Here is a 12,479-nt window from a genome sequence, read left to right on the forward strand (position 1 = left end):
AGCACACATGTTCGATCAGGCGGCGTATCGTGGAGGTATGTCAGTCGACAGCAGCACCCAGGCATCGCGCACCGAGTGGTGGCGCGAGGATGTCGGCTGCCTGCTGGACAGGCTTCTGGAGTCCGAGTGTGTGCAGCGGCGTGAGGCCGCGGTACAGGGCGAGGTGATGGCCGAGCTGGAACGGCGCGGGATACGCGACACCACCGGATACGGGAGCCTCGTGCGGCTACTGCAAGAGACATTGAACATCCCCTACGCCGAGGCGAAAGCACGGGCGGCGCGAGCGCTGGCGTTGAACGGCACCCGCGACCTGACTTCCGGTGAGCAGCCGCCTGCTGCGCCCGCCACCGCGCAGGCCGCGAGCGAGGGTGCGGTCGGGGCCGCGCAGATCGACGAGATCCTCCGCGTCCTCGACAAGCTTCCCCAGACCGTATCGGCGCAGGATCGGGAACAGGCAGAGAAAATCCTCGCCGAACTCGCCCGCGCCGCTGGCCCCCGCGAAATCCGGGCCGCCGGACGACGCCTGATCTCCCAGCTCGACCCGGATGGACGGGAACCGAAAACCCGGGAACCGAAGCCATTCCAGCCCGAGTTCTCCATCGCCCCACACCGCGACGGCGGGCACCAGATCAAAGCCCGCGTGGATGATGAGACCTCCGCGCGCTTGCAAGCGATGCTGGATCCGCTCGCGAAGCCACGGCCCGCCACCGAGGAGGAGGGGCGCGACACGCGTACTCAGTGGGAGCGGCGCGGTTGCGCGTTCTCGGAACTGGTGCGGATGTGGGCCGAACACCCCGACCTGCCCACCCAAGCCGGAGAAGCCACCCACATCGTCGTGACAGTCAGCCTGGAAGAACTGCGATCCGGGATCGGGCAAGCCACCCTCGATCTACTCGGGGAGATCACCGCCGCCGAAGCACGACGACTCGCCTGCGACGCCAAAATCATCCCCATGGTGCTGGGCTCACACAGCGAACCCCTCGACGTCGGCCGCGCCCAACGGCTGGCCACCCCCGCCATCCGCCGCGCGTTGATCCGCCGCGACGGAGGCTGCGCGTTCCCGGGGTGCGATGCGCCCGCTTACCGTTGCACGGCGCATCATGTGGTGTATTGGGCACACCATGGTGAGACCAAAGTGGACAATCTCGTCCTCTTATGTTCCGTCCACCACAAGGTAATCCACCACTCTGAATGGGAAGTCCGGATCGCCAGCGACGGACTACCCGAGTTCGTGCCGCCTGCCTGGTTGGACGCGACCCGCGCACCACGACGCAACACCATCCACCTCAGAACCTAATCTTGTCGTTTAACCTCCGGGCCGCTGAGAGCGGCCCCAGCTGATCATGGGTGCGGCCCTTGGTCGATGATTCCTCTTGCGACAGAAGGAAGTTCGACTCAAGGGCCGCGGTGATCAGTGTGCATGATCGCGGGCGCGACGGTGCGCTCGGGGACCTGGCTGCGTTTCGCCAGGAGTTCTACGAATGCCTGACAGCGCGGGCAGACGCGTTGTTCGAGCTGACAGACGCGGCGCTGTGCATCGACGGCCCGGTGCGGTCGCTGGTCGGGCTATCACTGGCACCGGAGCACCAGCGTGGCCACGGCGCCTTCTACGACGCGGTGAACTGCGGCCGGATCGACTTCACCCGGCTACGCGTTGCGCTCGCTGGCCTGCCGTTGCCGCGGGCGGCCGATGGCCGTCTAGTGCTGGCGGTGGACGTGTCGCCGTGGTTGCGGCCGGACGGTGCGACTTGCCCAGACCGCTCGTTCTGTCATACGTACGGCCGGGGCAAGGACGAGCACCGAATGATCCCCGGCTGGCCGTATTCGATCGTGGCCGCGCTGGAGACCGGCCGCACTTCCTGGACCGCGCCGCTGGACGCGCTGCGCCTGGCGCCCGGCGCGGACGTTGCCGCGGTGACCACCGCCCAGATCCGTGAGGTCACCGAACGTCTCGTCACCGCCGGACAATGGCGCAACGGTGACCCGGAAATTCTCGTTGTGCTCGACGCGGGATACGACGCACCACGTATCGCGCACCTGCTGGCGGATCTGCCGGTGCAGATCCTCGGCCGGATGCGTTCGGACCGTGTGCTGCGCCGGTCGACTCCACCCCGCCGTCACGATCCGAAAGGCGGCCGGCCACCCAAACACGGGGGCGAGTTCGTATTCGGTGATTCCGCCACCTGGAGCGCCGAACAAGCCGTGACCAGCACCGAGACCCGCCGTTATGGGACGGCGACCGCGCAGGCATGGGACCGGCTGCACCCACGACTGACCCGGCGGGCGGCCTGGGCCGACCATGACGGGCCACTGCCGATCATCGAAGGCACCGTGATCCGCCTGAGGGTCGAGCACCTGCCCGGTGGAGTGAACAAACCGGTCTGGCTGTGGTGGTCCCGCGTCGACGCGACCGTGGCCGATGTCGATCGCTGCTGGCAAATGTTCTTACGCCGCTTCGACATCGAGCACACCTTCCGTCTGTTCAAACAGACTCTCGGCTGGACACGGCCGCGGCTGCGCACTCCGGCGGCGGCGGACCGCTGGACCTGGCTCACGCTCGTGGCCTACGCCCAGCTCCGCCTCGCGCGGCCGCTGGCCACCGATCTGCGTCGTCCCTGAGAACGCCCCACAACACCGGCCAGGCTCACGCCGGCCCGTGTTCGGCGCGGGTTCCGGAACATCCGCGCGAAGATCACCTCGCCAGCGGCGGCACCGAAACCCACCCGACCGGGGCCAGGACGGCCACCGGGCTCAAAGAACCGCCGTCGCGCCGAGCGCCACGAGGTGGGACGAGTCCTCGCGACCGGCGAGGCCTACAGCCGCCCGGCACACCACAAAAAGGGCACCAAACCGAGACGAACGAGTTAAACGACAAGCTAATAGCTTGTCTCGTATGGATTTGGTGGCCGGCTCTGGCCGAGCCGTTGATCCCGTCGTTTTCGCCGTGTCCGCAGGGTGGTGACAGGGCGCCGGTCGAGGATCGGGCCGTGTTCACGGCGGTGGTGTACGTGCTGACCAGTGGGTGCGCGTGGCGGATGCTGCCACCGTCGTTCGGGGTCACGGTGCCGACCGCGCACCAGACCTGCCTCTGGCAGCTGGGGTGTCCGCCGCGAACACCAACGACTCCTACGCCCGCAAAGGCATCGAGTCCAGCAAGAAACTCGGCGAACACCGCTGGGTCATCGAACGATCCATCGCCTGGCTCTTCGGCTACCACCGGCTCGCCACCCGATACGACCGCTACGCCAACCACTTCTGCACCTTCCTCGCCCTCGCCGCAGGTGGTATTCGGCGTACGGCGGAACGCGGCGACCGCGCGCTACCTGGCCGCCTACGTCGTCCACCACGCGAAAGTCTCCAGCTGCGCCGACCCCTCTCGAAACCCGAGTTGACCATCGCCGCTCCGGCGGTCACGCTGAGCCACGACAAGCGAAGGTGGTGACGCGATGACCGTGACCGTCGGCCTGGTGCTGCACGCCAAGAGCGTCCCGGTGTTCGAGGAGGCCGCGCGGACGCTCACCGGGGTCACGTGCAAGTGGGCGGTCTATCCCCATGACGACGACATTCCCGAAGCCGCGGCGAAGATCCTCGGCGGTGACCGGCTCGACGGGCTCCTCATGGGACTGCTCCCCCACGACGCCTGCCGTCATCTGCTCCCCGGCGACCTCGCCGTCGCGGTCGTCCGGCCACCCGCGCTGTCCCTTTCCCTCGCCTTCGCCAGGGCCATGACCCGCAACCTGCGACCGGGCACGGTCAGTATCGACACGTTCGCCGAGGACGCGGTCGACGAGGTCAGCACGGCGCTCGGGCTGCGGGCCCGGCAGGTCGTGTCGCTGCCGTACCGCGCCGGGCAGCCCGCCGCCGAGATCGTGGAGCACCATCTGCGGGCGGTGCGGCGCGGCGGGTTCGTGATCAGCGCGCGTACCGAGGTCACGCATCGGCTGCGCGGCAAGGTCCCGGTGGTGCAGAGCCTCACCGTGCCGTCGACCGTGCGGGCCGAACTCCACGACCTCGTCCTGCGCCTGCAATCGCGGCAGGCCGCCGAGTTCCGCTTCGCGGCTGGGGTCTTCCTCGTCGCCGCGCCCGAGCGCGACGTCGATCGCGCGCGGGTCGGCCTGATGAATCTCCTGCTCAACACGCCGGAATTCGCCGACGCCTGGATCGAGAACCGGGGCAGGCGCGGCGTGATCGTGCTGGCGCACCAGGCGTTGTTCGACCGGATGACCCATCAGTGGCTGACCGTGCCCGTGCTGGGCGCGGCGACGGAGAAGCTCGGCGTCCGGGTCGCCGCCGGGTTCGGCATCGGCGGTTCGGCCCGCACCTGCGTCACGCTCGCCGAACGCGCCGCCGCGCGGGCCGAGGCCGAGGGACGTCCGTCCGGATACCTCGTCCAGGACACCGGCGTGATCATCGGGCCGATGGGCCCCGACGGCGTCCCCGCCGAATTCACCTACCGCGACCACGGCGCCCGACTCGAACAGCTGGCCCGCCGAGTGGGCCTGAGCGCGGCGACGCTGTCCCGCCTGGTCTCCGTGGAACGCGGCAGGCGCGGCCGGACGCTGTCCTCGGCCGAACTCGCCAACGCGCTCGGCATCACCGACCCGAGTGGACGGCGGCTGCTGCGCACCCTGCTCGCCGGCGGTCTCGTGACGCCGGAGGGCAGCGAGCAGACCCATCGCAAGGGCAGGCCCGCGACCCTGTTCCGGCTCGGCATCGAGCGCGCACTCCAGCAGGAATCCCCAGCGCTGTCAACGAACCTGGATACATAAATGCGAATCGGCCGCGCGGCCATTGACCTGCGCCGGACACCGGGTCATGCTGCTCGAATCGTCGAAACGCACCACTTCCGAACGTAGGTCGCGGGACGGAGGCCGATGGATCGCCGCAGCTTCCTGAAAGCCGCCTCCCTCGGCGCCGCCCTTCCCGTACTGTCCGCGTGCGGCCGCGCCGCGCACGACGGCAAGGTCCGGTTCGAGGGCTGGGACTACGAATCCCAGCTGGTGCAGCAGAATGTCACACGGTTCACCACGCTCAACCCGGACGTCGGGGTCTCCTACACGCCGATCACCAGCTCCCAGTTCATCCAGAAGATCACCGCCGAGTTCCTCGGTGGCGGCGGGCCGGACGTGCTCTACATGTACGACGATTCGCTCGCCGGTTCGGCGGAGGCCGGATACCTCCAGCCCCTGGACGGCATCGCGGGCATCGGCGAGATCTACGACGCCGTCTACCCGTCCAACGCCGCGGCCATGACATATCAGGGCCGACGCTACGGCCTGCCGTACTACACCGACATGCAGTCGCTGGTCTACAACGCGGAAATACTCGGCCGGGCGGGGATTTCCGCACCGCCAAGGACACTCGACGAACTCGAGGCGCAGGCGCTGCGAATCAAGCAGGCCGGAATCCTCGAGTTCCCCATCGGGGTCGCCGCCCAGCTCTCCGACACCGCCGGATTCTGGCTGTGGGGACTCGTCTACGCCAACGAAGCCGATCTCTTCGACGAGCGCCTGCGGCCGGTGATGAGCGCGTCCGGTTCGGCGCTCACAGCCGTCTTCGCATGGCTGGAACGCGTCAGCCGCCGATCCCGGGTGCTGGATCCGGCGTGCCTGCAACTCCTTCCGGTGCCGATGGACAACGCGGTGATGGCGGGCCGCTACGCGTTCGTGATCACCTCCCGTTACACCCTGCGCAACTACAACGACCCGGCGAAGTCCAAGACCGCGGGGAAGATCCGGCTCGCGCAACTCCCCAGCCTCGACGGCCGGACGCGGGGCACGGTCAGCAGCACCCGGATGTACTGTCTCGGCGCCCGCACCGAAGTCCGCGAGAAGGCCGTCCGGCTGTTGAAGTACGTCGGAGGATTCGACGCCCAGGGAAAGCCCTACACGGCGAAGTTCTGGTTCGTCCACCGTGGACTCGGCTACGCCTACCGCGATCTCGCCGACGACCCGGAGATCACCGGCGTGCTGCGGAAGTTCGCTGATCCCGAGGTGTACGCGCAGCTCGCGCACGTCGCGAAGGCCCGTGCGGTCACCGCCGTGCCCTGGTACCCGGAGTTCGAACAGAGCCTGCAGCGCGCGACCCAGCAGGTTCTCGTCGGCGCGACGACGGCCACCGCGGCTTCCGCGAGTCTCGACGACACCGCCCGTTCCCTCGCGAAGCGTTACGAGTAGGGGCCGGAGATGCCGAAACTGACCGACACCCACCGCGCCTATCTCCTCAACGGGCCGGCGATGGTCGCGCTGCTGGCACTGGTGGCCTATCCGATCGGCTACTCGTTCTGGGTCAGCCTGCACCGGCAGAACCTCAAGCGCCCCAAGGCGACCCGGTTCATCGGCCTGGACAACTACCTTTCGCTCTGGCACGATCCGGCCTTCCTCGGCTCGCTGCGCACCACCGCGCTGTTCGTCCTGGTCGTGGTGTCGATGACCGTGATGCTGGCGATGACGCTGGCATTGGTGCTCAACGAGACGTTCCTCGGCCGCGGTGCGCTGCGCAGCCTGGCACTGCTGCCGTGGGCGATGCCGGGCGTGGTCAACGGCCTGATGTGGCGGACGATCTTCGACGCCAAGACCGGTGTCCTCAATGGACTGCTCAGCCAGCTCGGGCTGATCGACCGGTACCAGGCCTGGCTGTCGTCGGCCGCCGGCGCGTTCTTCCTGACCGCGTTCGCCCAGGTGTGGAACACGCTGCCGTTCGCGGTGATCCTGCTGCTCGCCGGGCTCTCGACGATTCCGGGCGACCTCTACGACGCGGCCACTGTGGACAGAGCGGGCGTGATCCAGCGGTTCCGCCAGGTGACCCTGCCCTGGCTGCTGCATCCGCTGCTCATCGTGCTGATCCTGGAGACGATGAACGCGTTCAAGGCGTTCGACACGATCTACGTGCTCACCGGCGGCGGGCCCGGCGACGCGACCGACGTCATCGCCGTGCTGAACATCCGTACCGCGCTGACCTACACCGACTTCGGCCTCGGCAGCGCCTACGCCTGGGTGATCACGCTCATCACCTTGCTGGTGTCCGTCGGTTACGTCGCGGCGCTCTACCGGAAGGGGAGTTTCGAACTGTGAGCACCGTCCCCCTGCGGTACCGGCTGCCGTGGAAGAAGATCGTCGTCTACGCGCTCGCCGCGTGTTTCGCGCTCTACCTGCTCATGCCGTTCTACTGGATCTTCGCGATGAGCTTCATGCACGAGGTCGACGCGATCGCCGTCCCTCCACAATGGATTCCCGCGAAGCCGACATTCGAGAACTACCTGAGCTTCCTGAAGCCGAACGCGGGCGAGGCGCTGGTCGGCGGCAGGGCCATCGAGGAAACCCCGTTCGCGCTGGGCAACAGCCTCGTCGTCGCGATCTCCACCGCAGTACTGAACCTGGTGCTGGCGGTGCCCGCCGCGTACGCCTTCTCCCGGCTGAAGTTCCGCGGCGGCAAGCTCCTGCTGATCGGCTACCTGCTGACCCGCATGGTGCCCAGCGTGGCGATCATCATCCCGGTCTACCTCATGATGCGCTCGCTCGGGCTGCTGGACACCTACGGCGCGCTGATCCTGAGCTACCTGACCTTCTCCCTGCCGGTCACGATCTGGGTGCTCAAGGACTTCTTCCGCGCGGTGCCCAGGGAACTGGAGGACGCGGCGCGGGTCGACCGCTGTGGCTGGTTCCGTACCCTGTGGACGGTCTTCCTGCCGGTCGCCGCGCCGGGGCTCGTGGCCGCCGCGGTGTTCTCGTTCATGACGGCGTGGAACGAGTTCATGTTCGCCCTGTTCATGACCTCGACGAAGGCGGCGAAGACGATGCCGGTCGTCGCCGCGAACTTCGCCACCGACCTGAACACGCAGTTCACGCTGATGGCGGCCGCGGGCGTGCTGGCCGTCCTCCCGCCGCTGATCCTGGTCCTGATCTTCCAGCGGCTGCTCGTGCAGGGCATGGCGGCCGGTTCGGTGAAGGGGTGACGTCATGGCGCACGTGAGGTTGACGAGCCTGCGCAAGACCTACGGCGACGCCGTCGCGGTGGCCGGGCTCGACCTGGCCGTGGCCGACCGCGAGTTCCTGACGCTCGTCGGCCCGTCCGGCTGCGGGAAGTCGACGACACTGCGGATGATCTGCGGTCTGGAAAAGGCCACCTCGGGCGAGGTGTTCTTCGACGACGAGCCGGTCGGCCACCTGCCCGCCAACAAGCGCGACGTCGCCATGGTCTTCCAGAGCTACGCGCTCTACCCGCACAAGACCGTCGCGCAGAACATCGGGTTCGCGTTGCGGATGATGCGGGTGCCCAAGGACGAGATCGCCCGGCGCGTCACGGAAACCGCGCGTTCGCTGGACATCGAAAAGCTGCTCGACCGCAAGCCGAAGGAACTCTCCGGCGGCCAGCGCCAGCGGGTCGCGCTCGGCCGGGCCATCATCCGCGACGCCGGCGCCTACCTGCTGGACGAGCCACTGTCCAATCTGGACGCGCAGCTCCGCGTCGACATGCGCGCGGAGCTGAAGCGGCTGCACGCCGACCTTTCCCGGACGTTCATCTACGTCACCCACGACCAGGTCGAAGCGATGACGATGTCGGACCGGATCGCGGTGCTGAACGAGGGCGAACTCCAGCAGTGCGCGCCGCCCGAGGAGATCTACCGCCACCCGGCCACCATGTTCGTGGCATCGTTCATGGGCAGCCCGGCGATGAACTTCCTGCGCGGCCGGATCGTCGACGACGGCGGGCGCCGGCTGTTCCGTGGCCCCGCGTGGGAGCAGGAACTCCCCGCCGAGGCCGGGGAAGTCACCGATCGCGACGTCGTGCTCGGCGTCCGTCCCGAGGATCTCCGGCTCGCCGGCCCGGACGGCGAGGGCCGTCGCGGAAAGGTCTTCGTCGCCGAACCGCTCGGCGCCGACGTGCTCGTCACCGTCGACGTCGGCGCGCTGGTCAAGGCCCGCGTACCGGCGCCCTTCCGCACGTCCCACGACGATCCGGTGTCGGTCGTGTTCCGGCCGGACCGGCTCTACCTGTTCGACGCCGAGAGCGGCGCCGCGCTGTACGCGCCCGCCCACACGGAAAGGTGAAGTCATGACCGGGGCACCTTCGCCCAGAAAACCGGAGAACGCCGCGATCACCATCGGGAAACCCGACGACTTCGACGAGTTCTGGGCGGAGACGCTGCGCCAGGCCGAAGCCGTCGACCCTGCTCCCGAGCTGATCCACCGCCCCGATCTGTCCACGGAGCGAGTCACGGTCGGCGAGCTGAGCTACACCAGCTTCGGCGGCGTCCGGGTCACGTCGTGGTACACCGCGCCCGCCGAACCGGCGCCGCCCGGCGGTTATCCGGTGGTCCTGCACATTCCGGGCTACATCTCCGAACCCGCGATCATGAAGTCGTGGGCGGCACGCGGGTACGTCGCCATCGATCTGGCCCCGCGCGGGAAGCGGCGGGCCGACGGCGTGGTGAACCCCGGTTTCCCCGGGCTGCTCGTCGACGACATCACCGACCGGTTCGCCTACGCCTATCGCGGGTTCTACGCCGACGTCGTCCGCGCGCTCGATGTCGTGGCGGGCCTGCCGGACGTCGACGGTGACCGGATCGGGGTCTGGGGGTCGAGCCAGGGCGGCGGGCTCGGCATCATCTCCGCCGCGCTGCGGCCCGGCCTGGTGCGCTGCGTCGCGGCCGGGGCGCCGTACCTGTGCGGGATCATGGCCGCGACCCGGCTGACGCATTCCTACCCGTACGAGGAGATCACCGAGTACCTGCGGGTGCGGCCCGACGACGAAGCGCTGATCGCCGAGACGGTGTCCTATTACGACGGTCTCAACTTCGCCGGCGCCGTTCGCGCGCCGATCCTGGTCTATCTGGGCATGGAGGACGACGTGTGCCCGCCCGAAACCGGGTTCTCGGTGTTCCGCCTGCTGCCGGAGCCGAAGACACTGCTCACCTATGAGCGATGCGCGCACCACGCCGGGCTGCGGTGGGTCGTACCCGAGGTCGAAAAGTTCCTGGACGGATTCCTCGAGCCGAGCGGAGCGATAGCGTGAAGTTCGACGAGTACTGGGCGGCCCTCGACACGGAACTCGCCGGCGTGCCCGCACAAGCGGTCCTGACCCCGATGCCGTCACGGTCCACAGAGGACTTTTCGGGCTACGAAGTGCGGCTGACCAGTCTTGGCGGCTATCGGATCTTCGGCTACTTCAGCGTTCCGACCGGCCCCGGCCCGTTTCCCGGGCTGCTGGAACTTCCCCGGCACGGCAGCGTGAACAACGCGCCGCACTACAACGACCGGCTGCGGTATGTCGTGTTCACGCTCATGCACCGGGGCCAGCGGCGGGCCGACGAGCCGTTCGCCGCGGCCTACCCCGGCCTGTTCACCCGGGGTATCACCGATCCCGCGACCTACGTCTACCGGGAGATCGTGGCCGACTGCCTCCGCGGCGCCGAATTCCTGCTGGGGCGCCCGGAACTCGACCCTGGCCGGGCCGGTCTGGTGGGCGACGATCTCGCACTGCTGACCGCGGCCCGCCGTCACGGTTTCACCGCCGTCGAGGTCACCGGGCCGCTGTTGCACAACGCGATGCGGCTGCGGCATTCCACCAGCGAGTACCCGCTCGAAGAACTCAACGACCATCTGCGCCGTCATGCGAGCGACGAGGAGCGGATCCTCGGCACGCTCTCGTACTTCGAACCCGCGCGGCACGCGCTCTCGGTCACCGCGCGGACGTTGATCACCCTGCCCAGCGGTCCGCCGGGGCACTGGAGCGACGAACTGCTCAGCGCGTTCGGCGGCCGGATGAGCACCTACCGCCGGACCGACGAGGATGCCATCGACACGCGTGCCCTCGACGCGTGGCTGGCGGGCTGGCTCGGCGTCGAACCGAAGGCGAGGTTCACGGCGTGAGAGCCGAACGGTATCGCCAGCTGGGCCTGCGGCCGGTGATCAACGCGGCGGCCACCCTGACCCGGCTCGGCGGGTCCCGGCTCGCTCCCCCGGCCGTGGTCGCCATGGCGGAGGCCTCGTGCGAGTTCGTCGACGTACCGGAGCTGCAACGGCGGGTCGGCGCCCGGCTGGCCGAGCTGACCGGGAACACCGCCGGCTACGTGACTTCCGGCGCGGCCGCCGGGATCACGCTCTCGGTGGCGGCCTGCGTCACCGGGCCGGAACCGTCCACTGTGGAGGTGTTCCCGGCGCTGGCCGGGATGACCAGGACCCGGGTTGCGATGTTCCGGGGGCATCGCAACCCGTACGACTACAACGCGCGGCTGCTCGGCACCGAGATCGCCGAGTTCGGCGCCGATCCCGCCTCGATGGACGCGGCGATCGGTCCGCGCACGGCGTGCGTGCTCTGGTTCGCGGGCGCGCACTACGCCGAAGGCGCGCCACCACTGTCCGAAGTGGTCGCACTGGCCAAATCCCGAGGGGTGGCCGTACTCGTCGATGCCGCCGCGCAGGTCCCGCCGATTTCGTCGCTCTGGGACTTCACCACCGGGCTCGGCGCCGACGCGGTGCTCGTCAGCGGCGGCAAGGGCCTGCGCGGTCCGCAGTCCAGCGGGCTGGTGCTCGGGAGCACCGCGGTGATCGAGGGCTGCCGGGCGCACGCGTCACCGTGGCACGCCGTCGGCCGGGGCATGAAGGTCGGGAAGGAGGAGCTGCTCGGACTGCTGGCCGCGGTCGAGTGGTCGTTGAAACAGGACGAGCCCGCGCTGCTGGCCGAGTACGAGAAATCGGTGACGCGCTGGGTGGAGGGCCTCGGCGGCCTTCCCGGTGTCCGGGTCGAGCGCGGCTACCCGAGCGAAGCGGGACAGCCGCACAGCCGCGCGCTCATCCACGTCTCCGCGGCGACCGGCTGGACGACGGAGACACTGGTGAAGGCGTTGTGGGAGAACGATCCGCGGATCGCGGTGAACGTGGTCGGCGACGCGATCGCACTCAATCCGCAGACCCTCGAACCCGGTGAGGACGTCCTCGTGCTCTACACACTGCGTTCGCTGCTGGGCGCCCGATGAGCTGCTATCGCTTCTGCGCCCGGTAACGCTTCAGCAGTGCGGTGATCTTCGCGTAATCCCCCGCGCCGTTCAGTTCGGCGAGGAGGTCGTCCGGGCACAGCTCGTAGTGATCGCCCCACCATTTGCGGGCCCTGTCGTCCCAGATCCGGTAGCCGCCGGAAACCCCGCGCGCGACGTAACGACGTTTGGCCAAAGAAGACCCTCCCCGGTTCTCCGATGCTGCCCCGATGATTCTCGCACGGGCTCCGATCAAGGTGAACCGCACGGGCGCGGCGGCCGTGTTCGGAGGTGAGGGCCTCCCGCAGCCCTCCGGGGTCGCTTCGCGGAGACCGCCGGGCCAGCCTCCAGGCCCGTGCCGGTCCGGGCCACCCCAGGACCGGCGCGGTCGCGGCAGCCGGCCGGTCCGGGGGGGGCCCCCCGCGGTAACCCCCCCCCCCCCCCGCCCCCCCCCCCCCCCCCCGCGGCGCCGCGCCCACAGCACCGCGGGGCCCCGCCACCCGGC

11 protein-coding genes and 1 pseudogene are annotated in these 12,479 nt (G+C 69.0%); 11 read left to right on the plus strand and 1 reads right to left on the minus strand.

Going from position 1 to position 12,479, the window contains the following annotated elements; genetic code table 11:
• Positions 1–37: 37 nt before the first annotated feature.
• From ACFWX1_RS46665 to ACFWX1_RS46715, 11 genes and pseudogenes are all read left to right on the plus strand, one after another.
• Positions 38–1,297, plus strand: a complete 1,260-nt coding sequence (locus ACFWX1_RS46665) for a DUF222 domain-containing protein (RefSeq protein ID WP_378396380.1) — start codon at positions 38–40, stop codon at positions 1,295–1,297.
• 110 nt (positions 1,298–1,407) lie between these two features.
• Positions 1,408–2,619, plus strand: a complete 1,212-nt coding sequence (locus tag ACFWX1_RS46670; RefSeq protein ID WP_378396381.1) for an NF041680 family putative transposase — start codon at positions 1,408–1,410, stop codon at positions 2,617–2,619.
• A gap of 260 nt (positions 2,620–2,879) precedes the next feature.
• A pseudogene (locus tag ACFWX1_RS46675) lies at positions 2,880–3,280 on the plus strand (transposase); the annotation flags it as partial.
• A 166-nt stretch (positions 3,281–3,446) separates the two neighbouring features.
• Positions 3,447–4,769 carry a helix-turn-helix domain-containing protein gene (locus ACFWX1_RS46680; RefSeq protein ID WP_378396382.1) on the plus strand — a complete coding sequence of 441 codons (1,323 nt, stop codon included), beginning with the start codon at positions 3,447–3,449 and terminating at the stop codon, positions 4,767–4,769.
• Between the two features lie 105 nt (positions 4,770–4,874).
• Positions 4,875–6,176: an ABC transporter substrate-binding protein gene (locus ACFWX1_RS46685; protein WP_378396383.1), complete on the plus strand. Its 1,302-nt coding sequence runs from the start codon at positions 4,875–4,877 to the stop codon at positions 6,174–6,176.
• A 9-nt stretch (positions 6,177–6,185) separates the two neighbouring features.
• Positions 6,186–7,073 (plus strand): carbohydrate ABC transporter permease, encoded by an 888-nt coding sequence (locus ACFWX1_RS46690; protein WP_378396384.1) that lies wholly within the window; start codon positions 6,186–6,188, stop codon positions 7,071–7,073.
• On the plus strand, positions 7,070–7,954 hold the full coding sequence (locus ACFWX1_RS46695) for a carbohydrate ABC transporter permease (protein ID WP_378396385.1): 885 nt from the start codon (positions 7,070–7,072) through the stop codon (positions 7,952–7,954). Before ACFWX1_RS46690 ends, ACFWX1_RS46695 begins: the two co-directional genes overlap by 4 nt.
• A gap of 4 nt (positions 7,955–7,958) precedes the next feature.
• Positions 7,959–9,050 carry an ABC transporter ATP-binding protein gene (locus ACFWX1_RS46700; RefSeq protein ID WP_378396386.1) on the plus strand — a complete coding sequence of 364 codons (1,092 nt, stop codon included), beginning with the start codon at positions 7,959–7,961 and terminating at the stop codon, positions 9,048–9,050.
• A 4-nt stretch (positions 9,051–9,054) separates the two neighbouring features.
• Positions 9,055–10,014, plus strand: coding sequence for an acetylxylan esterase (locus ACFWX1_RS46705; RefSeq protein ID WP_378396387.1), 960 nt, complete (start codon positions 9,055–9,057; stop codon positions 10,012–10,014).
• Positions 10,011–10,871, plus strand: a complete 861-nt coding sequence (locus ACFWX1_RS46710) for an acetylxylan esterase (protein ID WP_378396388.1) — start codon at positions 10,011–10,013, stop codon at positions 10,869–10,871. Before ACFWX1_RS46705 ends, ACFWX1_RS46710 begins: the two co-directional genes overlap by 4 nt.
• Positions 10,868–11,977, plus strand: coding sequence for a hypothetical protein (locus ACFWX1_RS46715; protein WP_378396389.1), 1,110 nt, complete (start codon positions 10,868–10,870; stop codon positions 11,975–11,977). Before ACFWX1_RS46710 ends, ACFWX1_RS46715 begins: the two co-directional genes overlap by 4 nt.
• Before the next feature lie 4 nt (positions 11,978–11,981).
• On the opposite strand, the gene ACFWX1_RS46720 is transcribed toward ACFWX1_RS46715, so the two are convergent.
• Positions 11,982–12,170 (minus strand): hypothetical protein, encoded by a 189-nt coding sequence (locus ACFWX1_RS46720; protein WP_378396390.1) that lies wholly within the window; start codon positions 12,168–12,170, stop codon positions 11,982–11,984.
• Between the last annotated feature and the right edge of the window lie 309 nt (positions 12,171–12,479).

Origin of the sequence: Amycolatopsis sp. NPDC059021, from assembly GCF_042739895.1 — a bacterium.
Taxonomy (GTDB): domain Bacteria; phylum Actinomycetota; class Actinomycetes; order Mycobacteriales; family Pseudonocardiaceae; genus Amycolatopsis.

Excerpts from the sequence above, each read along its gene's own strand:
- ACFWX1_RS46685 (WP_378396383.1), top strand. The coding sequence starts at position 4,875 with ATGGATCGCCGCAGCTTCCTGAAAGCCGCCTCCCTCGGCGCCGCCCTT.
- ACFWX1_RS46700 (WP_378396386.1), top strand. The coding sequence starts at position 7,959 with ATGGCGCACGTGAGGTTGACGAGCCTGCGCAAGACCTACGGCGACGCC.
- ACFWX1_RS46680 (WP_378396382.1), top strand. The coding sequence starts at position 3,447 with ATGACCGTGACCGTCGGCCTGGTGCTGCACGCCAAGAGCGTCCCGGTG.
- ACFWX1_RS46690 (WP_378396384.1), top strand. The coding sequence starts at position 6,186 with ATGCCGAAACTGACCGACACCCACCGCGCCTATCTCCTCAACGGGCCG.
- ACFWX1_RS46665 (WP_378396380.1), top strand. The coding sequence starts at position 38 with ATGTCAGTCGACAGCAGCACCCAGGCATCGCGCACCGAGTGGTGGCGC.
- ACFWX1_RS46705 (WP_378396387.1), top strand. The coding sequence starts at position 9,055 with ATGACCGGGGCACCTTCGCCCAGAAAACCGGAGAACGCCGCGATCACC.